The organism is Pseudoalteromonas sp. 19-MNA-CIBAN-0066 (genome assembly GCF_040308705.1).
Taxonomy (GTDB): domain Bacteria; phylum Pseudomonadota; class Gammaproteobacteria; order Enterobacterales; family Alteromonadaceae; genus Pseudoalteromonas; species Pseudoalteromonas nigrifaciens.
Window position 1 is genome coordinate 123,501 of record NZ_JBEONZ010000004.1, and the last position, 24,627, is coordinate 148,127.

22 protein-coding genes and 2 pseudogenes are annotated in these 24,627 nt (G+C 39.9%); 4 read left to right on the forward strand and 20 right to left on the reverse strand.

All coding sequences use genetic code 11. The features are described 5' to 3' along the window. Window positions 1-62 precede the first annotated feature (62 nt). The 4 genes and pseudogenes from AAEZ18_RS04270 to AAEZ18_RS04280 all read right to left on the reverse strand — a co-directional run bounded on the left by AAEZ18_RS04270 (window position 63) and on the right by AAEZ18_RS04280 (window position 4,024). On the reverse strand, window positions 63-2,102 hold the full coding sequence (locus AAEZ18_RS04270) for an SUMF1/EgtB/PvdO family nonheme iron enzyme (protein WP_350549990.1): 2,040 nt from the start codon (window positions 2,100-2,102) through the stop codon (window positions 63-65). Between the two features lie 120 nt (window positions 2,103-2,222). Further along, window positions 2,223-2,279: pseudogene (locus tag AAEZ18_RS19915) on the reverse strand (hypothetical protein); the annotation flags it as partial. A gap of 9 nt (window positions 2,280-2,288) precedes the next feature. Then, window positions 2,289-3,206 (reverse strand): annotated as a pseudogene (locus AAEZ18_RS04275) (ISAs1 family transposase); the annotation flags it as partial. Between the two features lie 113 nt (window positions 3,207-3,319). After that, window positions 3,320-4,024: an MSHA biogenesis protein MshI gene (locus tag AAEZ18_RS04280; protein WP_306288429.1), complete on the reverse strand. Its 705-nt coding sequence runs from the start codon at window positions 4,022-4,024 to the stop codon at window positions 3,320-3,322. Between the two features lie 304 nt (window positions 4,025-4,328). Here AAEZ18_RS04280 and AAEZ18_RS04285 point away from each other — a divergent pair, with 304 nt between their 5' ends. Beyond that, entirely contained in the window at window positions 4,329-5,237 is a 909-nt protein-coding gene (locus AAEZ18_RS04285; RefSeq protein WP_011329345.1) for a 1-aminocyclopropane-1-carboxylate deaminase/D-cysteine desulfhydrase, read from the forward strand. Between the two features lie 2 nt (window positions 5,238-5,239). Here AAEZ18_RS04285 and AAEZ18_RS04290 read toward each other — a convergent pair whose 3' ends face one another. The 4 genes from AAEZ18_RS04290 to AAEZ18_RS04305 form a co-directional block, all read right to left on the reverse strand. Beyond that, window positions 5,240-6,595 (reverse strand): EAL domain-containing protein, encoded by a 1,356-nt coding sequence (locus AAEZ18_RS04290; RefSeq protein ID WP_350549995.1) that lies wholly within the window; start codon window positions 6,593-6,595, stop codon window positions 5,240-5,242. A gap of 135 nt (window positions 6,596-6,730) precedes the next feature. Next, complete coding sequence (locus AAEZ18_RS04295; protein WP_350549998.1) at window positions 6,731-6,988, reverse strand: hypothetical protein; 258 nt, start codon at window positions 6,986-6,988, stop codon at window positions 6,731-6,733. 197 nt (window positions 6,989-7,185) lie between these two features. Beyond that, a complete protein-coding gene (gene ssb, locus AAEZ18_RS04300; RefSeq protein ID WP_350550001.1) occupies window positions 7,186-7,920 on the reverse strand; it encodes a single-stranded DNA-binding protein in 735 nt (244 codons plus the stop codon). Window positions 7,921-7,940: 20 nt separating this feature from the next. Then, window positions 7,941-9,308 (reverse strand): MFS transporter, encoded by a 1,368-nt coding sequence (locus AAEZ18_RS04305; protein ID WP_089368797.1) that lies wholly within the window; start codon window positions 9,306-9,308, stop codon window positions 7,941-7,943. 161 nt (window positions 9,309-9,469) lie between these two features. On the opposite strand from AAEZ18_RS04305, the gene uvrA reads away from it, so the two are divergent. Continuing rightward, the gene (gene uvrA, locus AAEZ18_RS04310) at window positions 9,470-12,292 is read left to right on the forward strand and encodes an excinuclease ABC subunit UvrA (protein ID WP_182677587.1); all 2,823 of its coding nucleotides are present in this window, start codon (window positions 9,470-9,472) and stop codon (window positions 12,290-12,292) included. Window positions 12,293-12,438: 146 nt separating this feature from the next. On the opposite strand, the gene trpS is transcribed toward uvrA, so the two are convergent. The 3 genes from trpS to rpe are packed head-to-tail and all read right to left on the reverse strand — an operon-like array spanning window position 12,439 to window position 14,824. Further along, window positions 12,439-13,443, reverse strand: a complete 1,005-nt coding sequence (gene trpS / locus AAEZ18_RS04315; protein ID WP_011329353.1) for a tryptophan--tRNA ligase — start codon at window positions 13,441-13,443, stop codon at window positions 12,439-12,441. Window positions 13,444-13,475: 32 nt separating this feature from the next. After that, complete coding sequence (locus AAEZ18_RS04320; protein ID WP_011329354.1) at window positions 13,476-14,141, reverse strand: phosphoglycolate phosphatase; 666 nt, start codon at window positions 14,139-14,141, stop codon at window positions 13,476-13,478. After that, a complete protein-coding gene (rpe, locus tag AAEZ18_RS04325; protein WP_089368799.1) occupies window positions 14,141-14,824 on the reverse strand; it encodes a ribulose-phosphate 3-epimerase in 684 nt (227 codons plus the stop codon). The genes AAEZ18_RS04320 and rpe overlap by 1 nt, the downstream gene beginning before the upstream one ends. A 215-nt stretch (window positions 14,825-15,039) precedes the next feature. On the opposite strand from rpe, the gene AAEZ18_RS04330 reads away from it, so the two are divergent. Together AAEZ18_RS04330 and AAEZ18_RS04335 are read left to right on the forward strand one after the other, a co-directional pair. Continuing rightward, window positions 15,040-15,336, forward strand: coding sequence for a hypothetical protein (locus tag AAEZ18_RS04330; RefSeq protein ID WP_182683870.1), 297 nt, complete (start codon window positions 15,040-15,042; stop codon window positions 15,334-15,336). A gap of 2 nt (window positions 15,337-15,338) precedes the next feature. Then, window positions 15,339-15,524 carry a DUF2970 domain-containing protein gene (locus tag AAEZ18_RS04335; RefSeq protein ID WP_041454590.1) on the forward strand — a complete coding sequence of 62 codons (186 nt, stop codon included), beginning with the start codon at window positions 15,339-15,341 and terminating at the stop codon, window positions 15,522-15,524. Here the strand turns inward: AAEZ18_RS04335 and AAEZ18_RS04340 are convergent. The 9 genes from AAEZ18_RS04340 to AAEZ18_RS04380 all read right to left on the reverse strand — a co-directional run bounded on the left by AAEZ18_RS04340 (window position 15,481) and on the right by AAEZ18_RS04380 (window position 24,615). Next, window positions 15,481-16,338 (reverse strand): Dam family site-specific DNA-(adenine-N6)-methyltransferase, encoded by an 858-nt coding sequence (locus AAEZ18_RS04340; protein WP_011329357.1) that lies wholly within the window; start codon window positions 16,336-16,338, stop codon window positions 15,481-15,483. The two genes, AAEZ18_RS04335 and AAEZ18_RS04340, sit on opposite strands and share 44 nt — an antisense overlap. 53 nt (window positions 16,339-16,391) lie before the next feature. Then, window positions 16,392-17,711: an AAA family ATPase gene (locus AAEZ18_RS04345; protein WP_350550007.1), complete on the reverse strand. Its 1,320-nt coding sequence runs from the start codon at window positions 17,709-17,711 to the stop codon at window positions 16,392-16,394. Continuing rightward, entirely contained in the window at window positions 17,711-18,781 is a 1,071-nt protein-coding gene (aroB, locus tag AAEZ18_RS04350) for a 3-dehydroquinate synthase (protein WP_089368802.1), read from the reverse strand. Before aroB ends, AAEZ18_RS04345 begins: the two co-directional genes overlap by 1 nt. A 28-nt stretch (window positions 18,782-18,809) precedes the next feature. After that, entirely contained in the window at window positions 18,810-19,328 is a 519-nt protein-coding gene (aroK, locus tag AAEZ18_RS04355) for a shikimate kinase AroK (protein WP_008466255.1), read from the reverse strand. Window positions 19,329-19,770: 442 nt separating this feature from the next. After that, window positions 19,771-21,861 (reverse strand): type IV pilus secretin PilQ, encoded by a 2,091-nt coding sequence (locus AAEZ18_RS04360; protein ID WP_089368803.1) that lies wholly within the window; start codon window positions 21,859-21,861, stop codon window positions 19,771-19,773. Further along, window positions 21,848-22,384, reverse strand: coding sequence for a pilus assembly protein PilP (locus AAEZ18_RS04365; protein WP_179808009.1), 537 nt, complete (start codon window positions 22,382-22,384; stop codon window positions 21,848-21,850). Before AAEZ18_RS04365 ends, AAEZ18_RS04360 begins: the two co-directional genes overlap by 14 nt. Continuing rightward, a complete protein-coding gene (locus AAEZ18_RS04370; RefSeq protein ID WP_179808011.1) occupies window positions 22,384-22,986 on the reverse strand; it encodes a type IV pilus inner membrane component PilO in 603 nt (200 codons plus the stop codon). The genes AAEZ18_RS04365 and AAEZ18_RS04370 overlap by 1 nt, the downstream gene beginning before the upstream one ends. Then, the gene (locus AAEZ18_RS04375; RefSeq protein WP_179808008.1) at window positions 22,976-23,548 is read right to left on the reverse strand and encodes a PilN domain-containing protein; all 573 of its coding nucleotides are present in this window, start codon (window positions 23,546-23,548) and stop codon (window positions 22,976-22,978) included. Before AAEZ18_RS04375 ends, AAEZ18_RS04370 begins: the two co-directional genes overlap by 11 nt. Then, the gene (locus AAEZ18_RS04380) at window positions 23,536-24,615 is read right to left on the reverse strand and encodes a pilus assembly protein PilM (protein ID WP_011329364.1); all 1,080 of its coding nucleotides are present in this window, start codon (window positions 24,613-24,615) and stop codon (window positions 23,536-23,538) included. Before AAEZ18_RS04380 ends, AAEZ18_RS04375 begins: the two co-directional genes overlap by 13 nt. Window positions 24,616-24,627: the final 12 nt, after the last annotated feature.

Below are 24,627 nucleotides of genomic sequence, written 5' to 3' on the forward strand. Positions count from 1 at the left end.
TGAGCGATATTAAGCACAGCTGCCTTTGTAATTTAGTTAAAAAAGGAAGCAAAGCTTCCTATTTATCGTTCGCGAACTAAGCGAAAACCTATGTAGTTAGCTCTAAAGTCGGGCGCTAATATTAATCGCGTTGAGGCACGTGCAAGGCTAGGCGCAAAATTCCACGCTCCGCCTCTAACCGCAACATCCGACTCACCCGAGTTTTTGTTAGTCCATTCCCATACATTGCCTACGGTATCGTATAAACCAAATGCATTAGGAGAAAATGATCCTACCGGTGCAGCACTCTTGTTTGACCATTGACTACCACACCAGCCACAATTCGCTAAATTTTTACCAATATCGTTACCCCAAGGGTATTCTGTTTGACTACCTGCGCGTGCAGCGTATTCCCACTCAACCTCATTAGGTAAACGAAACTGTTGACCTGTTTGCCCTGACAACCAATCAGCATACGCTTTAGCGTCGCTATAAGTTAAACAAACAGCCGGAAAATCACTTGTTTGCTCAAACCCAGGATTACGCCAATTTAAATTAGCTTCCCATACGGGTTCGCCATTTAAATAATAGGCGCAGCCTTTACCTTGCTCAGCTTGTGTTTTGTAGCCTGTATTAGCAGCAAACTGCTCATACTCACCTACTGTCACTTCTTTGCTTTGCATAGCAAAAGAGTTGGCAATTACTTTTTCAATAACTGGGCGCTCATTGGCTAAACCATTGCCATTAATATCGCCCATTTTAAATTTACCTGCCGGAATAACAACTACCGAAGTTTTTACATTAGCGTTTAATACACTAATGTTGTCGCTAACTTTACGAGTTGTTTGCTCTGGTTGCTCACGCGTGTATGTCGGTGCAGCAATCGACTCTGACTTTTTTACTAAATTGGCATGCACGGTTTGTGCTTTATTTAAATCAACACGTACCTGATAAGGTTTATAACCAAGCTTGCGCACTTCAATATTGTGCACACCTCGCGGTAAGCGGGTTACTAAGCGGGTTGAGCCAAAGCTAACCCCATCAATAAACACTTCGTCGTCGTATACGTTTGAGCGTAGCGTTAATTCTACTGCTTGGTTTTTATCGTTATTAGCAATAACCGAGTTGTTTGTTACCATAGGCTTTACTGCATAATCACGCACTGGTTGCTCGTTTAAACGAGCCGCCGAAACGTTGCCATTATCCGCGTGCTTACTGAATGTTAACTGACTATCTGAAAAAGTTGTGCTGTAAGTAGGCTGATATGTTGCCGCCATGGGCGTGCCGTATTCAGAGCAGTAGCGGTTATCAATGCTTAATAAGTTACATAAACGGCTACTGTTAACTTCACCACGCATAGTAACGCTTAAATTAACGTTATAATTGCCTTGGCCACTAAATGCACTTTTTACCACATGACTACTTAAAATTTGTACCTGAGCACCGGCCAAATTACGTTTGGGTTCAACTAAACGCTCTTCAGTTAAGTTAGCAAATATTTGGTCAACAAAACGCTTAGTCGCTTTTTGTAACCCCATTTGCTGTCCGCGTTGCTCACACGCTGCAAGTGTTTCGGTACGCTTACAATTAATTGTGTGATTAACCTCTAACGTGCCTTCGCGGGTAAATTCGTTACGTAAACGCTCTACTCTGGCGGTAGTTAACTGCTCTTTTAAGCTCTCTAAAGTGTTTAAAAGCGTGTGTTTAGCCACACGAATTTGCTCAATGTCTTTACGGTGGGATGCAATTGCCGCCAACTGCATAGAAATATCATCTTTATTTTGCTTGTGATCGGCCACAGCTTTTTGATAACGCGCCTGAGCAGCGGTTATATCAATGCTAGGATCATCAATTAAACGACGGTACATTTCATTCATCGCGTCGAGTGCTTGGTTTTTTTCTTTATCTAACTCGGTTGAACGTGAACGCAAAAGTTGCAACTGGGTTTGCAGTTGGCTTTCTTCTTTTAAATGTTTATCAAGTATTGTTGTAGATTTGTCATAGTCGATCTGTTTTGTACTAATCTCAGATTCAATTCCAGTTACTGTTGCTGTGTCTTGTGCAAATGCACTACTAGCCAACAAACTAGCTGAAATTAACAGAGATAAAGGAGTAATTCGCATATATTCAGTCCCAAAAAGCGGCAATTATTTGGTCGTTATTATTTTTCTAAAATAAAGCCTTATGCTATGTACTTGAAGCACAAAACACAAGCTTTGTTCAATTATTATCTAAGTTTACAACTATTCACGTGTTTCACGCCAGTAAATAACCCGATCATTCCCTCGAAAGTGGCCAAATTGTCACGGCTAGCGCATTTTAATCCCAGACTCTAGCAGGGTTGAGCGGTAATCATCGTCTAGCCCTGCCATTTTCTTTTTCCTCGCCATACTTGCTGACTTAGATGCATCTTGTTTAAAAAGCGCCATGGCTATCTTTCGCATTACATTAAACATTAATGGCCCTTGAAGTTTGCGTATTCTCGATTCATCTTCTCTGAAGTTCATATCAAGCATCCAATGCATGCTTTCAACCTGCCAGTGACTGCGTACCGCATTGAGTGCTTGCGCTGCATTTAAGTCTAATGAACTTATATACCAGCGTGTTTCAGTGGTATCCGACCCTGCCGACTTATCATGAACTTCAGCCCTGACCTTAATAATACTCGTTAAGCCAGGCCAACGATAATCCTTGCCTAACCAGCTTTTATCTATAAGTAACTGCTGGCATGTACGTGTTTCAACACGCCCATGTCCTGAGCTTATTTCGGTATATTCATCACAATTATGCTGAGTTAACCTTTCACGCTCGCACTTGTGCCACCACGCTTCTAGTTCCTTTTGCATGCCTGAATGATTACCTTTAAGTGCAAGAATATAATCTGCTTTTTGTTGGATGATTTGTTTTGCTATTTCTTGTTGGCATCCCATCGCATCTAACGTAATGATACTGTTTTCAATATCGAGCAGGGTGAGTAATTCTGGTATTGCGGTGATTTCATTTGTTTTATTATCAACAGCCGTCTGCCCAAGCACTAACTGGTGTTGGCAACTCCATGCACTGACCGTGTGTAAGGCACTTTTTCTGTCTTTTGTGGTAAATGAACGCCGTGCGGTTTTGCCATCGATAGCGATGATATCTGCACCTGTAGTTTCAATCAGTGATGATATCCAAGATTGAAATGCCCTTTCTATTTCATTTGCTTTTAACCGACACATGACGCGACTCGAATTCAAGTATTAAGTGCAATAATTAACGCGCCACAGCATTAGCATATTTTGCAGTAATACTGGATCACGCCTTACACGTAAGGACTTTTGATAAAAGTTAATCCGGGTTTTCATATCACAGACTCCGGCTCAGTTAATTGATAAGCCGCACCCAATGCGTAGTAATATTGCGTTTCTAATTGCTGTGCTAGGTCTAGGGTTGGTTTAAAATCAATCACTTTAACTTGTAAAAACTCAGCCAACTCTGCTCTAAGTGTTAGTGACGTCAAATCGTCACACTGTAGCTGAATACTGCGAATAGGTGGCTGCTTCAACTGGCTCTCAAAAAAGTCCATAGAACGCTGAATTTCAAGTCCAAATGCCTCTACCAACTCTTGGCTTTGATCTTTATCTGACATACCCAGTAAGCCATTTAAACGCCGAGTAAGTAATAGCTGCCCATCGCGAATAATTAAAATACGTGGCTCAAAGCTGGCATGCTGCACAATGAGCATGTGGGCGTCTTTACTCGTGCCGAGTAGAGTTACAAGAGTCATTTCCTCTGATGTCATAGTCCGTAAAAGAGGCTTTACCTGCTTAAAACTATCTATAAACGGCAATAACTGCAGCTTACTGGTAATAAACACGTTCATTTTTTTACTTTGCATCGGCAATGTAATTGGATAATCAATAAAATCAGCAACAATATTTTCAGGATCAATATCGACTAGATCTTTCGTTGTCCACGGTAGCGATTGAATGATCTCTTCATCACTTAGTGCGGGTTTTTCTATTTGTACAATTTGATAAAGAGAATGAGGAATAACTAAGTTCACTGCGCACACATCACTACTAACCTGTTGCGTACATAGCGTAATTGCAGCAGTATAGTCATGTTTTTCAGTGATCTCTACACTGTGATATTTGTGTATTTTCCAGTGTCCATACTATTTTTTTAAACAGACTGCATTAACGGTATTAGCATATGTTGCTACACCCACAACTGTATTTTTATCTAAACTACGCTTGAACAAGGAAAACAGTGAAAACAGTTTTCTTTTCATATAGCTACTATTATTATTAGTCGATGTACTAACTGCCGTACATTTTCATTACTTTGCCAAGTGATTATCATAAACAATGTTAAATAAACTTAAAATAAATGAAAACAACCAAATACAACAAATAGATAGTGATTTATTAAAGCGCAAAAATATATTTTTAGGCGTTAAGCGCGATGATCTACTCCACCCCCTCATAAGTGGAAATAAATGGCGAAAGCTTAAATACAATTTAGCCCAGATGCAGGCGCTTAAAAAAACTGAATTACTCACTTTTGGTGGTGCTTTTTCTAATCATATTCATGCGTGTGCGGCGGCTGGCAAGTTTTTTAATATAAAAACGCACGGGATTATTCGCGGCCCAGAACTAGACCCTAACAATCCTACACTTTTGTTCGCACAGCAATGTGGTATGCAGCTACACCCAATCACACGTATAGAGTACAAACAACGTAGCCAAAGCGATTATTTAACGCAGTTGCAATCGCGTTTCCCTAATGCCTATATTTTACCTGAAGGTGGGACAAATAAACTGGCGCTTGAGGGTTGTAAAGAGCTTGCCCTGAGCTTACCTAAGCACGACTACTTAGTTTGCCCCACAGGAAGCGGTGGCACCTTAGCGGGGCTTATTGAAGGCAGTTCAGTTAATACAACGGTACTGGGAATTGCGGTACTAAAACAAGCTGACTATTTACGCGATGAAATTAAAGCGCTTAGCCCTAAAGCCGCTTCACAAACTAATTGGCAATTATTATGTGATTTTCATGGTGGTGGTTATGGTAAGTTTTCTGCCGAACTTTGGCAGTTTTGCCAATACATGAAAACTGAGCACCAACTGCCATTAGAGCCTATTTATACTGGTAAAATGATGCATGCTTTGTGGCAATTAATTGCGCAGGACTACTTTGCGCCAGGCAGTAAAATTATTGCGGTTCATACGGGTGGGTTACAAGGATTAGATGGTTTAAAATACAGAGGACTTATTTAAAATTAATGAAATACAGTTTGTGTAAAATCAGGCAACAACTGCGTAAAATAAAACCCCTGCGCGGCATCTACCCCTAAAATAGTAAGCATTTGTAGCTCTTGTTTGGTTTCTACGTCACTAGCAAATACCGCTATATTTAATAACTGGCAAGCATTTACAATGTTTTTTACACAACTTTGTTGATGCGTGCTTGCCTCTATTGAGTGCACTAAATCGTAGGCTAATTTAACTCCTAAAACTTGTGGATAATTAACCAGTTGAATAATATGGTCGCTACTTTTAATACCATCAATAATAATCTGATAATTTAGCTTAGTTATTATTTTTAATACGCCTTGTAAACGTATTTGATATTTAAAAAAGTCTGCTGCATTTATTTCAAATTGTAGTTTATGCTCTATTTTAAAATCGCTTACTTGCGTTATTAGCCATTGCCAAAACGCTTTGTTAAACCAATTTTTAGGATGTAAGCTAATGCTAATAATTGCGGCTGAAGTATCTGCTAGTAATAGCTTTTTAACTTTGATGATAATTGCTTGATCAAATAAAAATGCGTCTTGATCATTATCTAGCTGATTAATGCCAGCATTAGCTAGCAGCAACTCATTAGCGCCACCGCGTACTCTAATCAACACTTCATGTTGCAAAATACGCCCACTATCGAGTTCAAATAAAGGCTGAAAATAAATTACAAATTTATTTTTTTTAATGCTTTTTATTATTTGGTTATTCGAAAATATATTTACTCGGCTATGGCTTATTCCCAAGCGATGACAATGCTGTAATGGGCTTTGCTGCGATAAAGTTAACGCAGACTTTGCTTGTTGATAAACCAGTGTTTGATTAGCACTTGCTCTGTAATTACACAGGCCTATTTTTACATTTTTTGCCGTTAAGTGTTTTTGATGCTTTTTACATATTGTTAGTGCACAAAAATTTAAGCGCTCAATGTACAGCTCTAACTTAATGATTGGAATATGCTTTATGGTTACCGCTAAGTTACCCGCACTTAATAATTTAACTGAAATATAGTTTAACGCAGGTAAGTTTTTTGCAAGTAGAATTTTAAAACTAGCTTCTAGATCAGTACTGGGATCAAAATGACAATGACACTCGATCAGGGCAAATATATTATAAGCTGCAGCCGTACTCTCACTCAAAGGGCGATCATTATCTAAAGTATTAATAGGCGCTGTTTCTGCCTCTATTTTATGCTTTACATTACACCTTGATTTCAATGGCGCTACTAGAGTTGCTAAATGAGTAACCCAGCGAGTTGCCGCTAATATAATTAAATTTAGCAACACAACAAGATGAGCCTTAAAGCGGTTAATAAACTTAAGCTTACCCTTTTGCATAATGCACTCGCTAGTTAAATTACTAGCTAAAGTGTTGTCTAAGATCCCAATAAGCACAAGGTAATAGTAAAAGTTTAGTATTGCATTTATAGCTAATAAATAATGTTTATAAACTTCTCTAAATAACTTAAAGCGTTACGCCCCATTTAGCTCTTGTACTATAAACGCTTTATGCGGACCCGCTGCTGGGGCGCTAGTAATAGAGTGTAAAAATGCCTCAAGAGCTTTTTTTTCTTTGCTCGTTAACGATAAAGGCTGCAGTATTTTAGATGTTTGTAGTGACAAAGGATCGTTAGGATCTTTATTAAAAACAAAGCCGCCGGCATTATAAATATTTAAAACACCTGCAATAGAAGGAAACACGCCATTATGCATCCACGGCTTACTATTCATCACATTTCTTAAGCTGGGAGTTTTAAATTTGCCTATATCGGTTGCTCGCTGTATGAAGTTAACCGCCTTGATATTGGCACACATTTATCATCATTTATCTAAACTAAGCAGAGTAAGTCCTAAAAAAAAACCCAGCAGTTACGCTGGGTTTAGATAATATTAAATGCCTAAATTGACACTCTATATTTATGTATTCCTCAAAATGGTATGTCGTCATCAAAATCAATGGTTGGTTCCATTGGGTTAGACGCGCCGCCTTGTGGAGCACTTTGCGGTTTAGGAGCAAAGCCACCTTGCTGTTGTGGTGCACTACTTTGCTGTGGTGTAAAACCACCTTGTGGCTGCTGATATTGGTTATTTTGCTGTGGTGCAGGAGCAGACTGTGGCTGTGCTGCTGGTGCAGACTGCTGTTGTGGAGCATAACCACCTTGCTGTTGGTTATTCTGCCCTTGGTTGTTTTGGTAACCACCACTTTGTTGGCCGCCTTGTGATTGATTATTTTGATAACCACCACTTTGCTGTCCGCCTTGTGATTGATTACCTTGGTAACCACCACTTTGTTGCCCACCTTGCTGGTCGCCACCACGGCTCCCTAACATTTGCATTTGGCCGGTAAAACCGTCAACTACAATTTCAGTCGTGTATTTTTCTTGGCCTTGTGGGTCAGTCCATTTACGTGTTTGAAGTTTACCTTCAACATAAATTTGTGAACCTTTACGGCAATATTCACCAACAATTTCTGCTAACTTGCCAAAAAATACCACACGGTGCCACTCAGTTTTATCAACCATTTGGCCAGTGTTTTTGTCTTTGTAGCTATCTGAAGTTGCTAAGGTGATATTTGCTACACCGTTGCCGTTAGGCATATAACGTACTTCAGGATCTTGTCCTAAATTACCAACCAAAATTACTTTGTTCACACCGCGTGCCATGGAACTATCTCCTATAAACGTTAGATTAAACCAGCTACTTTACGTGCTTGGTCTAGGTCAAATTCTTTATCATTAATCTTTAAGTAGCTGCGGCTTTCGTCGCGCACTACAGTTGCTTCTATTACGCCAGGTAAAGCAACTAACAGAGAAGCAAGCGACTGTGCCTGCTCTTCTGAATCTAATTTGGTCATTAAGCTAATAACTTTACTTTTGGGTGGGACTTGCATTTTCCACGCAATAATAAGCCATATTAACCCAACAAGTGCCGCTGCCGCAAACACCGCTTGCGTTGTTGTGGTTTGTGCTACATAACCGCCAAGCATACCGCCTAAAAAGGCACCTAAAAACTGGCTAGTAGAATACCCTCCCATGGCAGAGCCTTTTTGGCTTGCTGGTGCAATACGCGATACTAGCGCTGGCATGGTGGCTTCTAAAAAGTTAAATGCAACAAAATACAACAGCATACAAACAGCAATACCTACAATACTGTTAACCCATACCGACATAGCCAGCATGCTCAACATTAACAGTATAACGGAGCCAATAAATGCCTGCTTTTCTTTCTCTTTTTTAATGGCGATTATCATAATAGGCACCATTAATAAAAAAGCTAAAAATAATACTGGGATATATAAATGCCAGTGATTATCGGCCACTAAGCCATCTTTAATAAGCTGACTCGGTAACACTACAAAAATAGTAGTGAGGGTTAAATGTAGTAGTAATACACCCGCATTTAAGCGCGCTAACTGCGGGTGTTTAATTAATTTTTTAATATCGCTAAAGCTGGCGAGGGTATCGCCTTTAGGGGCTTTATTAACCGCATTAGGCACTAGCATAGTCACTATAAATATGCCGATTATAGCTAATATTGCGGTTAACCAAAATACCCCCGAAATACCCCACGAGGCAGCAACGATTGGCCCAAGTAACATAGCAAACGCAAAGCTCATGCCTATGCTCATACCAATAACGGCCATTACTTTAGGGCGTTGTTCATCGCGGCTTAAATCGGAAGCAAATGCCAGTAATGCACTGGCTATAGCGCCCATGCCTTGTAGCGCACGCCCAACTGTAACCATTTGAATTGAATCGGCTAATGCAGCTATTACCGAACCCAGCGCAAACATTAGTAAGCCGCCAACAATAACCTTTTTACGGCCAATTTTATCAGACAGTCGGCCCATAGGTATTTGCAACACCGCTTGGGTTAACCCATACGCGCCAATAGCAAAGCCTATCCAGATAGGCGAAAAGCCCTCCAATGATTGGCCATAAATAGCTAATACAGGCATCAGCATAAATAAGCCGAGCATTCTAAATGCAAACACACTAGCTAGCGATATGGCAGCGCGTTTTTCTCGTGAATTAAGTGAAGATGCGGTCATTATTTGCGTGATCTTACTGTGTGGAAAATTTAGGCTGAGATTCTACCATAAGCTTACTAATAATTAATCGTCATAAGTAAGGATTTTTCATTGATCATAGATTAATAATGTTACGTATTATGCGATACTGGACAAATAATTTTGGTAATAGACGAGATAGCATGGAAAACATTGAAGTCCGAGGCGCCCGCACGCACAATTTAAAAGACATCAGCCTAACCATCCCACGTGATAAGTTAATTGTTATTACTGGCCTATCTGGTTCGGGTAAGTCTTCGCTTGCATTTGATACTTTGTATGCAGAGGGGCAGCGTCGTTATGTTGAATCACTTTCTGCGTATGCAAGGCAGTTTTTATCACTGATGGAAAAACCCGATGTAGATCATATTGAAGGTCTTTCTCCGGCTATTTCTATTGAGCAAAAGTCAACATCGCACAACCCGCGTTCGACTGTGGGTACGATTACCGAAATTTATGACTATTTACGTTTAATGTTTGCCCGCGTGGGCGAACCGCGTTGCCCAACTCACGACCTACCGTTAGCCGCACAAACTATTAGCCAAATGGTCGATACTGTTTTAGCTCTGCCTGAGGGCAGTAAACTCATGTTGCTTGCACCGGTAATAAAAGAGCGTAAAGGTGAGCATGTTAAGCTCCTTGAGCAATTGGCGAGCCAAGGCTACATTCGTGCCCGTATTGATGGCGAAGTATGTGACCTATCGGATCCACCGCCACTTGATCTACATAAAAAACATACTATAGAAGTAGTTGTAGACCGCTTTAAAGTAAAAGATGGCCAACAACAGCGTTTAGCTGAGTCATTTGAAGCTGCATTAGAAATGTCGGGTGGCGTGGCTAACATAGCTTATATGGATGACAGCAGCGCAGAAGAAATGCTGTTTTCGGCTAATTTTGCCTGCCCTACTTGTGGCTATGCCATGACCGAGTTAGAGCCAAGATTGTTTTCGTTTAATAATCCAGCCGGAGCATGCCAAAGCTGTGACGGCCTAGGCGTACGCCAATATTTTGATCCAAACCGCGTAGTACAAAACCCTGAACTAAGCTTGGCCGGTGGCGCAATTAAAGGCTGGGATAAACGCAGTTTTTATTATTACCAAATGCTACAAGCCGTTGCGCAGCATTATAATTTTGATTTAGATGTGCCATATCAGGATTTAGATAAAACCTCGCAAAAAATCATTTTAGAAGGCTCAGACACTACTAAAATAGCCTTTAGCTACCGTAACGACCGCGGCGATTTAATTACCCGTAATCACGAGTTTGAAGGGGTACTTAATAATATGTACCGTCGCTACCGTGAAACTGAATCAAACTCGGTACGTGAAGAACTAGCAAAGTATCAAACCAGCCAGGCCTGCCCTAGCTGTCATGGCTCGCGTTTACGCCAAGAGTCGCGCCATGTATTTATTGGCCAAACTAACTTACCCACTATTACTCATATGAGTATTGGTGAAGCAATGGACTTTTTTGAAGGGTTAAAACTAACCGGACAAAGAGGCCAAATAGCTGAAAAAATATTAAAAGAAATTCGCGACCGTTTATCGTTTTTAATTAACGTGGGTTTAAACTACCTCTCACTCGATAGAAGTGCCGATACGCTTTCGGGCGGTGAAGCACAACGTATTCGCCTTGCAAGCCAAATTGGCGCAGGCCTAGTGGGTGTTATGTATGTACTGGATGAGCCATCAATTGGTTTGCATCAGCGCGATAACGACCGATTATTAAAAACATTGGTGCATTTACGCGATTTAGGTAACACGGTCATTGTGGTTGAGCACGACGAAGATGCCATTCGCGCAGCCGATCACATTATTGATATTGGCCCAGGTGCTGGTGTGCATGGCGGGCATATAATTGCCCAAGGTACTCGCGACGATATTTTAGCCTGTAAAGAATCGGTTACTGGGCAGTTTTTATCCGGTGTACGTAGAATAGAAATACCTAAATTACGCCACCCCACTAATGACAAATGGCTGGAGTTATTTGGCGCTACTGGTAACAACTTAAAAAATGTTGATTTAAAAATTCCATTTGGCTTAATGACCTGTGTAACAGGTGTGTCTGGCTCGGGCAAGTCTACGCTCATAAACGACACCTTATTTAAGCTTGCGCATACTGAATTAAATGGCGCAACAACTGCCGAAGCTGCTGCGTATAAATCAATTTCAGGGCTTGAGCATTTTGATAAAGTGATCGACATTGATCAGAGCCCCATTGGCCGCACACCACGCTCTAACCCGGCTACTTATACTGGTATTTTTACTGGTATTCGTGAATTATTTGCCGGTACGCAAGAGTCGCGCTCTCGCGGTTATAAAGTAGGTCGCTTTAGCTTTAACGTTAAAGGCGGACGCTGTGAAGCTTGCCAAGGCGATGGCGTAATTAAGGTAGAAATGCACTTTTTACCTGATGTGTACGTGCCGTGCGACGTATGTAAGGGTAAACGCTATAATCGCGAAACCCTTGAAGTACTGTATAAAGGTAAAAATATTCATCAAGTACTCGACATGACAGTGGAAGATGCCCACGACTACTTTGATAAAATACCGGCCATTGCACGCAAACTTAAAACCCTGATGGACGTAGGTTTATCGTACATTCGTTTAGGCCAAGCAGCTACAACGCTTTCGGGCGGTGAAGCACAGCGAGTTAAATTAGCCCGCGAGCTGTCAAAACGCGATACCGGTAAAACGCTATACATACTTGATGAACCAACAACAGGCTTACACTTTGCCGATATTGAACAGCTGCTTGTTGTACTTCATCGCTTGCGCGATCACGGTAATACTATTGTTGTTATTGAGCATAACCTCGATGTTATTAAAACCGCAGATTGGGTTATCGATTTAGGCCCTGAAGGCGGAGCTGGCGGTGGTGAAATACTCATTGCAGGTACACCTGAGCAAGTAGCCGAGTGTGAGCGCTCGCATACTGGCCGTTATTTAAAAGAACTGCTTAAATAACGAGTGCAGCTTAGCTGGGTAGCTATTCATTTTTTTGTGTATTTGGTGGTTAACTTCTTTTATTAACCGCCAAATACACTAATAAAACAAAAATGCCGCTTTATAAATAAAGCGGCATTTTTATTGATCATTTTAACTAGCAAGGTTTAGCCGCGAGGAATAAAACCAAGTGCATCGTACACAGCTTTTAACGTACCTTCGGCTTGGCTGCTGGCTTTTTCTGCGCCACGCTTCATGATGTTATTAAGGAGTGTTTGATCTTCTCTGATCTCTTTAAAACGCGCTTGAATTGGCTCAATCATTGCCACTACAGCATCTGCAGTGTCTTTTTTCAGATGGCCGTACATTTTGTCTTCGTACTCTGGCACTAAATCTTCAATTGAACGTTTAGTTGCCACACTTAACAAGGTAAGTAAATTTGACACTCCAGGCTTTTCAGCTCGGTCAAAGTAAATACGCGCTTGTTCGTCTGAATCGGTAACTGCTTTTTTCAGTTTTTTCTCAATCTTTTTTGGCTCATCTAACATCATAATAAAACCATTTAGATTTTCATCCGACTTAGACATTTTTTTCAGCGGATCCTGCAAGCTCATTACTCGCGCACCAAACTCTGGAATATACGCTTGAGGTATTTTAAATACCTCGCCATACAGGTTGTTAAAACGTGTTGCGATATCGCGGGTTAGTTCAAGGTGTTGCTTTTGATCTTCCCCTACCGGCACTTGCTCTGCTTGGTATAATAAAATATCGGCCGCTTGTAATACTGGGTAAGCAAATAAGCCCACGTTAATATTGTGCGCGTGCGTTGCCGACTTATCTTTAAACTGGGTCATACGATTAAGTTCGCCCATTTGTGCATAACAATTTAATACCCAAGCAAGTTGTGCATGCTCTGGTACTTGCGATTGCACAAATAACGCGGCTTTTTCTGGGTTAATACCACAAGCAGTATAAAGCGCTACACCATCTAAAACGCGCGAGCGAAGTAATTCAGGGTCTTGACGCACAGTTACTGCGTGAAGATCTGCAAGCATAAAGTAGCTATCATAGTCTTCCTGTAACTTTAGCCACTGGTTAATAGCGCCAACATAGTTGCCTATTGTCATACCACCGGTTGGCTGCACGCCACTTAAAACTACTGGTTTACTCATGATTTTCCTTTATTTTGCTTAATTAACAGCACTTAGCGCTGTGTAAGAACAGGTATTATATCTAAGAAGTTATCGCATAGGTACTGTGGATTATAGTCCTTAAGGTTTTCACCTTGATTATAACCATAGCTCAGTGCAATAACGTCAATTTTAGCTGCATTGGCAGCTAGTATATCGCTTTTAGAGTCGCCAATCATAATCGCTTTACTGGGCTCAACATTTAGTTTATTACAGGCAAATAACAACGGCTCTGCTGATGGCTTTTTAGCCATGTCATCACCACAAATTATTAGCTCAAAATGACTCGTTAAGGCTAACTTATCCAGTAATTTTTCGGTAAATAAACGATCTTTATTAGTGATCAATGCCTTGGGCATACCACGTAGGGCAGCAAGCCCAGTTTCAACATGTTGGTAAAGTACGCTATATTCACCTACTTGCTGTTCGTAATGTTGGTAAAATAATGTAAATGCTTTATCGCTAAGTGCTTTATCTAAATGCTCACTTATTTGCATTTCGCCACTCAGTGCGCGTTTTACTAATACTTCTATACCATTGCCAACCCAGCTTTCTACTAAGCGCTGGCTAACAATCGGAAATGCTAAGTCGCTCAAAGTAAGATTAAGTGCTATGTATAAATCGTATACACTATCTACTAAGGTGCCATCTAAATCAAACAGGGCTAGGTCGTACTTCATTATTTAACACTTCCTAATTGCTCACGCATTTGATCGATAACTTCTTGGTAATTTGGCTGGTTAAAAATGGCTGAACCCGCTACAAACATATCAGCACCCGCCTCTGCAGCAGCGGCAATGTTATCGACTTTTATTCCGCCATCAACTTCTAAGCGTATATTGCGACCCGATTCTACAATACGTTGTTTTGCTTGGCGTAGTTTTTCTAAAGTATGCGCAATAAAGCTTTGCCCACCAAACCCTGGATTAACCGACATTATTAAAATAACATCAATTTTATCCATCACATGATCAAGAAAGCTCAAGCTAGTGCCTGGATTAAACACTAAACCAGCTTGGCAGCCATGATCTTTTATTAATTGTAATGTGCGGTCAATATGCTCACTGGCTTCTGGATGAAAAGTAATAATTGAAGCGCCTGCCTCGGCAAACTGAGGAATAAGGCTATCAACCGGTTTAACCATTAAATGCACATCAATAGGCGCTTTAATACCGTAATTTCTAAGCGCTTTACACACCATAGGGCCAATGGTTAAGTTAGGCACATAGTGATTATCCATCACGTCAAAGTGAACCACATCGGCACCCGCAGCAAGTACACTATCAACATCTTCACCTAGTTTAGCGAAATCAGCAGATAAAATAGAAGGGGCTATTAAGTATTTTTTTTCTGGGTTCAACATAGTTAATCCGACAATGAATAATATATTGCGTTAATGTAACTTAATTAATGATGTTACCCAAGTAATCGCGACAAATATAATGGCTTAATAAAAATAAAGATTATTGATAAGCCTTTATTTTTATTCGACTTTAGAGGCTAATGCTAAAATTTAAGTTTGTTATTTAAGCAATTTTTGTTATGCTTAAAAAAGGATCAAATTATTAGGTTTAAATCATGCGTGCTTTTAAAACAGGGATATTAATGGCGTCAGCATTTTTGTTTGTTGGAGCGTTAAATTTTATCTCAAGTTCTGAGCAAGATTTAACGGCAATTAACAATTGCCAGCAAAAACAAACAACTTCTACAGATACAGCTGTAAGTGCTTGCCTTAAAATAGTAGATGAATCGTCTTGGTCTTCATGGATAACAGGCGATAGCCGCAGTGCACAGTTTCATTATTTAGATTTATTAGAGTTACTTACAAGCTCTGGTGATTCTAAAAAGCTTCCCTCTTTAAAACCATCATTTTAAACATGCGACAATTTTTTAGCGCCTTACAAAGTGTACTTGCTGCATTTTTTGGGGTGCAATCTAACCATAAACGCCACGCAGATTTTAAACACCACTCGCCAGTTAGCATTATCATAATAGCTATTATGCTTTTTATTGTTTTTATTATTTCGATTTACGCGATTGTTGTTTCGGTGCTAAGTACATAGCCATTAGTTCGCTCACTTTATTACGCGATCCACCTTTGGGGCTAATAGTGCGCTTTACCTGAATTTGATCTAATGTTGCTTGGCTATAAATTTTACGCGTCCATACCGTATCATGGTTAGAGATAAGCACTGGAGTGTCATTTTCAAACGCCGCTTGCTCGGCTAAATTTGCTAAATTTGCTTGATCATCTAAATTAAAACCGCCCTTAGCATACGAGGTAAACGAGGCTGTTTTACTTAAAGGCACATACGGTGGATCACAATAAATAACTGCATTTTTAGGTACTAGTTTAAAAATGTCATCGTAATCAAGGCAGGTAAACGTAGCCTGTTGCGCTTTTTTAGCAAAAAAGTACATTTCTTTTTCGGGAAAATAAGGCTTTTTGTATTTACCAAAAGGTACATTAAAAATACCCTTTAAGTTATACCTACAAAGCCCGTTATAACCATGTCTATTCATATATAAAAACAGCATTGCGCGTTCGTATATATCGCTACTTTGATTAAATTGCACGCGGTATTCGTAGTAAGCGTCGGGATGATTATTTAAATCCACAAACAGCTTTTTAGCATCACTTATAAACTCATCGGGCGAGTTTTTAAGTTCTTTGTATAAATTAATTAAATCGGCATTAATATCATTAAGAATGTAGTGTTTAAAATCGCTATTTAAAAACACTGAGCCGGCACCAACAAAAGGTTCAACCAAAGTATCAGCCTGCTGGCTAGCTTGCTTTAGTCGCGCGTTAATATCTTCAACTAGACTGTATTTTCCGCCAGCCCATTTAAGGAAGGCTCTACTCTTTTGCTGCATTGGCTCTTTACTTCAATCTGGTGTTGCGCGATTTTACACTAAAGTTGCTTAGTTTACTGATCAACTAATACAATTTCTTGTTTTATTTTGCTTATTTTTTTATAGAAAGGCTTATTTATTTTAGCCTCTGCAGGCAAAGCGCTCATAGCTAACTTTGCAGCATCCATATTAGTAAAACTACCTACAGTTACCACCCACCAAGTTTTATTATTTCTTTTAGTTTGATAGGTATGCGCTACTTTTTGTAGTTTATGCTGGCTAATAAATTCAGCACTGACTTGTTGCTGAGTAATCGCTAATAATTGAATAACTGTATTTGTGTCGGGCTGTTGTAAGTACCATGCATTACCTGTGAGTATTTTGCTCTCAACCTGAGCTGAAATATTACTGTGTGGCTGCGTTGCTAATATCTTTGGCTCTACCGATGGTGTATTTTTAGAGCTGGGAGTTGTTTGCTTCGCAGTCAGACTTTGCATAATTGCAGGCACATTATTATGCGGTGTTTGTAGCTCAACTGTGCTTGCAGGTAAGTTAGGTGACGCTGCAATAGCGCTATTGTCGCTAGCTATCGCTAATGGCTGCTGTATTTGCTTAACCGAAATTGCCGTTGTGAGCACTTCAGGCTCAGCTTGCTGATAATATTGTTGCCACCATTGGGTCATGTCTGATTTATATAACAAGCCAATTATTAAAAACAGAATAATTAACATCAAAATTAATAAATGCAAACGCCAAGATACTTTATCTTTTACAACAACATCCGCTATGTGTTCTGTTGCTTGCCAGCTCAGTAATAAATTGGGATTACCCTGTGCCGCGGCTATAAAAGCTTGGTAAACTGGGTCTTCATCATAAGGCAGGTCGCTAAAATACCAACGCATTAACTGCTTACTTTCACTTTGGTTTAATGGCTCTAAGTGAATGTTTATTGCCGCTGCAAAGGCCAGTTTTGACTGCGCAGCAAGCATAATATAAAGCGTACTGGGGGAGTTTTTAGCCAGTAGTTCTAACTCTACCTGTAATTCTTCTGATAAGTGCCTGGCGTTATCTAGCACCCATAAACAAGGGCCACAAGCTTGCTGTTGTAATAATTGATAAAAGTTTTCGGATAGGCTCAAGCTATGATCAATTAAAGGTGCATTAAAGCTTTGCTCTAATAGCTCGCTCATTAATTGAATGTCTGTCATTTGCGCTGTTACTTGCACAAATGCTTTATTAAAATCGTTATATTTATCAGTAATAAAAGTTTCGAGTAGGTAGCTTTTACCTAGGCCAGAGGTGCCTAGTAAAACAATCAGGTTTTGTCCGTACTCAAATTGCAGTGCGATTCTATCCACCAATGCCGCACGGCTTGGTAAAATTTGTGGCTGCATTATTGCTCGATTAACGCTCGAACTTGGTCATCTGAAACATCATCCACTAATGCACATTGTCCAAATTGGGTGGGCAGAATAAAGCGGATAGTACCCTTTTTATTCTTTTTGTCTTTACGCATATGCTGCAAAAAATGCTCGCTGGTCATTACCGGCGGGATCTGCGTGGGTAAGCTATATTGCGCAATTAAACCAGAGATACGAGTAACGTCCTCAGCGGTTAAATCTTGGCGTGTATATGCTAGTTTTGCAGCAAGTACCATACCTGTTGCTACTGCTTCGCCATGTAGCCAAACACCGTACCCCATTTGCGCTTCAATTGCGTGCGCAAAGGTATGACCTAAGTTTAATAGTGCTCTTAGGCCTTGCTCTTTTTCGTCTTGAGCTACAATTAGCGCTTTAATTTCACAGCACCTATAAATTATATGCTGTAAACAGGCTTCATCTAATTGCTGTAAACGCTCAACATTTTGCTCTAAGTAAGCAAATAGCTCAGTATCGTAAATCAAACCGTATTTAATCACTTCAGCCATACCGGCTGCAAACTCGCGCGCAGGTAAAGTATGTAATGATTGTGTGTCGATAAAAACAGCTTGTGGCTGATAAAATGCCCCAATCATATTTTTACCTAGTGGATGATTTACCGCTGTTTTTCCACCTACCGACGAATCAACTTGTGATAATAGTGTCGTTGGCATTTGAATAAAGGGAATGCCACGCTGATAACATGCAGCAACAAAACCAGTTAAATCACCAACAACGCCGCCACCTAATGCAATTAAGCAGGTGTCACGACCACAGTTATTTTCGAGTAAGAATGCCGATATTTTTTCAAACCAGGTAAGCGATTTATATTGCTCGCCATCAGGAATAATAAAGTGCAGTGGATTCAATGTTGCTAACTGCGCTAATAAGCCCTGTAAATACAAAGGCGCAATAGTGTCGTTAGTAATGATGATAGGCCGACAATCACCAATGTGATGAACTAGGCGGCCATTATCTTGAAGTGTAGATTGACCAATATAAATAGGGTAACTTCGCTCGTCTAAATTAACAGATAATTCAAGCATGCTTAGCTATTTCCTTTAATATTAGTAATTAAAAATCCAATTTCTCGATGATTTGGTTAGCAACAACTTTAGCGCTTTGCTCATCAGTGCGTACAACAAAATCAGCCACTTCTTTATATAACGGTTCGCGTTCTTCTGCTAAACGTTCTAATACATCACGAGGTGCTTCTTCTGTTTGCAGTAATGGGCGACGCTTGTCGCGTTGTGTGCGTGCAACTTGTTTTTCAATCGGTGTCTCTAGGTATACTACAATACCGCGAGCCGAAAGCTTGTTTCTAACTTCTTTACTCATTACTGAACCACCACCGGTTGCAAGTACAATACCCTGCATTTCGGTTAGATCGCCAATAACAGATTCTTCACGAAGTCTAAAGCCTTCTTCACCTTCAAGATCAAACACCCAGGCAATATCTGCACCGGTACGGCGTTCGATTTCTTGATCAGAATCAACAAATTCAAGGTGTAATTGGTCAGCGATGTGACGACCAATCGTACTTTTGCCAGCCCCCATGGGGCCAACTAGAAATATATTACGTTTCTCAGCCATATCTTTTAGTACAAACGAACTCTAAAATTTGAAATAAAACCCCGCCTAACGACCTGGCCCCAAAATTAAGGAGAGGATTATCTCAGTAATCGGTTGGGTATTTCAAGTCAATTAGCATAAAAAGCCATATAACGAGCAATTAATCTAAATAATCATCCATTAGTTAACAAAACATTAGCTTATTTTAGGGAGTATTTATTTTTCATGGTTAAAATTTGTGCAACCCAAAGTTATATTTATCAAATTACTGATAACTTTACTACGTAATGTTATGTAAAACTCACACAGTAAAGCGCAAAATAACACTAGAGTGCACCCGAAGGGCAGCGCATGTTGGTTTTATGCTGCTATCGCATATTTTGGGAAGTAACCACACTGCATATTCTCTACTTAGTAAACTAAGTAGAGTGCTGCAAAATCAATATTCAAATATAATCACGCCCTAATCAACTTGTATCTTAGGAGTGACGAAAATCAGTAGTTCACGCTTTTCGTTAAACTCACTGGTACTTTTAAACAGTCTTCCAATGTATGGAATGTCGCCCAATAAAGGAACTTTTTTGGTCGAATTAATAATTTGCTGTTGAAAAATACCACCCAAAACAACTGTTTGGCCATTTTCTACCAGTACCTGCGTTTCAATTTGTTGCGTATCAATTGCAACCGCAGGGCCTGTTCCGGTCTGTACTGTATCACCTCGGGTATCTTGAGTGATAATTAAATTCAAAATAACTTTGTTATCAGGTGTTATATGCGGTGTTACTTCTAAGCTAAGTACTGCTTTTTTAAAGCTTACTGTTGTCGCACCACTAGAGGCTGATTCAACATAAGGTATTTCGGTACCTTGTTCAATCCTCGCCTTTTGCTGGTTAGCCGCAGTAATTCGCGGACTAGCAATAATTTCACCTTTATTTTCTTCTTCAAGCGCAGTTAGCTCTAAATCAATTAACGTACCATTAGCTAGTTTAGCAATATGCATACCTATGCTAGCTGAAGGATTGGCAACCGGCAGGTTTACATTTAATCTATCAGACAAGCTTGGAATATTACCATTAGAGATGTTTTCAGCCCCCTCTAGGGTGCCTGAAATACCATCGGTTCCCTGCTGATCACTAAAGCCCCAACGTACCCCTAAATCTTCTGTAACGTTGTCGCGTACGGTTACCATGCGCGCTTCAATTACAACCTGCTTTACGGGTATATCTAGCGTTTCGACCATGCGGCGTACGCTTTCGATACTTTTTGCCGTATCTTTCATTAATAATGTATTGGTACGCTGATCAACCGACACACTCCCTCTTGGGGTTATAATGCTGTTAGTGTCCGTTTTTAGTAAATCTGCAAAATCTTCGGCCTTTGCATAATTTAAGCGAATGTACTCGCTGTACAAAGGCTCTAAATCTTCTACTTGTTGCTTTGCTTTTAAGTCTTTTGCTTCACGTGCTGCAAGCTCTTCTGATGGGGCTACCATTAAAATAGAGCCATCCATACGCTTATCAAGACCTTTTATTCTGAGTACCACATCAAGCGCTTGATCCCATGGCACGCCATCTAAACGTAGCGTTATATTGCCCGTTACAGAATCACTGGTTACTAAGTTAAAGTCGTTGTATCCGGCTATAATTTGCAAGACTGCACGTACCGAAATGTCTTGAAAGTTCAGGGTCATTGGTCGACCTTGATATTCTTTACCACCATCAAGGTAAGCATTTTGGGTTTCGTCTTTCTCAACATTTAAGGTAAAAATATTATCTATTTGCTGATAAGTAAACGTAAATGCTGCGTTTGGCTCAATAACAATTCGGCTCAGGTTATCTTCTTTAAAGGTTTCTATATTGCTTACGATAGTACCAAAATCAAGTACATCTAATTCGTATAATAAATCATCTAAAATATCAGTGTGATGAAACTCTGCAATAATTTTACCGCCACTTTCATGTACTTCTATTGCGGCTTGAGTATCTTGCAAAAATACCAATACTTTAGCTTCGCCCTTTTCACCACGGCGAAAATCAATAGATTGAATACGATTAATGTAACTACCGCCAATGCTATCTGCAGCATCATCAGTCGTTAGCGCTTGCTCGGTTAATGGATTATCAGAGATACGCAGCGAGACCAGATTATTATTAACCTGGGTTTCATAAATTTTCAAACGCTCAAGATGTACCGTTACTTTTAAACCGTTACTTGTCATTACGCTGGTTACATTATTTATTCCAGCCAAATTAACAGCAACATCGGCTAACCCTTGATCTAACTGTGCATTGGTAAACAGCATTTCTATACGCGCTGGGCTATTGAACACTTGAATACTTGGTTGCTGGGTTAATTCTTCATCAAATACCAGCTGTAGTTCGGTTTCGCCTTTTAATAATGGATTATAGCGCACGTCATAAAGTAGCGGCTCAGCTACCGCAGTTTTAGCTATTAATAGTGCAAAAATCACTAATAAAGCTGACAATACACGATGAAGCGAACCTACATCCTTATACATATTTGTATGACCTTTTTTGTTATTAATTTGCGCCATCAATTGTCGCCTCTAACATTTCTAATTTAGTCTGACGCTCTTTCCAACAGCCAGATCCATCAGGGATTAATTCTATTAACTCAATATAGTCACTACTCACTTTTTTTACTTTTCCGTCGTAAGTGCCCAAGTAACTCCCTACGGTTACTCTATGCAGCGTTGCATCAGCAGCAGTAATAAGTGCCCATGTTTGGCTATTAGAACCTAGCGTGCCTTTCATCGCTAGGTTATCTAGCGGATATTTTTCTAATGGCTCACGAACTCTATCTGGATCTGGGTGCAAACAATTTTTAATTTGCGTTAACTTATTTTGTATAATTTCAGGTTGTGGAGCTACAAATGGGCTGCGCAATTGACCTGCATTGTATTCAAAATACTCAAACTGAATGAGCTCTGGTATTTTCTCCACTCTGGGGGTTGTACTTGCTTTTACCTGATCAATAAATTCTTTTTGTTCAGAAGTGTCACTATTACAGCCACTCAATAACGTTGTAAAAATAGCCACTAAAGGGAGTTTATTCATTATTTAGCCCCCTCTTCGTAGCGATAAGTTTTTGCAATCACACTAAATGTTAACTGCTTTTCTCCAGATGATAAAATAGAAAAGTCATGTAAACTAACAATTCGCGGTAATTGAGCCACTTTACCTACAAACTGACCAAATTCATGGTAGGTCCCTACCACTTCTATTTTTATTGGCAGTTCGGTATAAAATTCTTTTTCAACTTCAGGCAACCAACCAATTTTTAAAAAGGTTAAGCCACTGGTAGTACCCACATAAGATAAGTCATCTAATAAGCCTGGGGTTTCATTAGAGGTTGGTAGGCGTTTTAATAGCTGAGAAAACTTATCTTCCATTTCAATCATTTGCAGTCGATAAATATCTAGTTTACTGGCTACCGCATATTTGGTGCGATAAGTAGTGCGCAGCTCCACCTCTGTGGCTACCGCGTTGTGATAACTGTCTATTTCATCTGAAACTAATAAGCTATAGCTAAAAAACAACACTAAACCCGCAATAAAAGCACCGCAAATAACCCTAACAACAACCGGCCATTCACCTATATTATCAAGTTCTATTTCATTCCAATCTATATCTTTAAATGCTTTAAAATCAAGGTTCATCATGTACCTCGCCAATTTTATCGAATGGTTTTACATAAAACTCCATATTAAAATCACTCAACAAACGCGACGATTTATCGCCAGCAACAATACCTTGCATTACTGGGCGCTCTAATAAATAAGAACTTTGCACTTCGCGTAGCAAGGTTGAAAGGCGATTATTTGATTCGCTTTTTCCAAGTACATGAATTTGATTACCGCGTCGCTCTAGCTTAGTTAAATAAACCCCTGCAGGAACTATTTTTGCGACTTCATCCATAATTTGCGTGCCTAAATTACGACTCCTTTGCAGGTTTTCAATTAAGCGCATACGCTGCTGCAGGTTTTCTTTTTTCTTATCTAGCTCTCTAATGTCTCTTATTTCTTTATCTAGCATACTTATTTCTGCACTAAGGTAATTGTTTTTTAGATTTTGACCCTCTTTTAAAGCGCCATAAAATGAGCTCAATAAATACATACTCAAAAAACACAAAACAACAACTGCAATTAATGAAGTAATAAACTTCTTTTTTGAGTCTTCACGCTGTTGTTCACGCCAAGGCAGTAAATTTATATGTGGCATGATGAAAAGCTCCTCAAAGCGAGTCCTGTTGCAATAGCAAATTGCGTGCGATGACGCTGTAATACATTACGGTCAACTCTAGGAGATATTTCCATATTTACAAATGGCTCGGCTACAATTGTGTGTATACCTAACTCTTCGACTAATAAGCGCTCAAAACCGCTAATCATAGCTGTACCACCGGTTAATACAATATAATCTAGCTGATCTTTGCCCGTGGTGGTTAAAAACATTTGCACCGCGCGGCGCACTTGTTGTAGCAAGGCTGTTTGAAAAGGTGCAAGTACTTCAAAGGTATAATTTGGCGGTAAGTCGCCGGTTGCTTTACCAATTTCAGCTTCATCAAAGCCTTTATTATAATAAGTAACAATACTATTAGTGTATTGATCGCCACCAAACACTTGGTCGCGGGTATAAATTGTATCACCCGCTTGCACTACACTTACGAGTGTTAATACCGCGCCAATATCGACAATTGCAACGCACTTATTAAATGCATCACTTGGTAACTGTTGATAGTACACATCCATTGCTCGGCTTAATGCGTAGCTTTCTACGTCAACCACTTTAGCAACTAAGTTAGCCGCTTCTAACGCGCCAACACGTGCTTCAACGCTTTCAGTACGCGCAGCCGAAAGCAATACATTCATTTTACTAGGATCGGCGGCATTGGTTGATAGCTTTTCAAAATCAAGATTAACTTCATCTAATGGATAAGGAATTAAGCTGTCTGCTTCAATTTCAATTTGCGATTCTAATTCAGCGTCACTTAAGGTGACATCCATGAAAATCACCTTGGTGATCACGGTCTGGCCTGAAACAGCCACCGCAGCTTCTTTTAGTGATTTAGGTAATTTTCGTTTTAATTTAGTTATTACATTACCAATTGCTTCAATATCTTGAATAGTACGCTCACTCATGGCGCCTTTTGGCATAGGTTCAATTGCAAGTGCTTCTAATCGAAGCCCAGTGTCTGTTTCACTTAACAGTACAGCTTTGATAGAGTGCGATCCTATATCAATGCCTACCATCATCGGCGATGGCTTTTTAAATAGTTGACTTAGCATGTTTGCAACTTT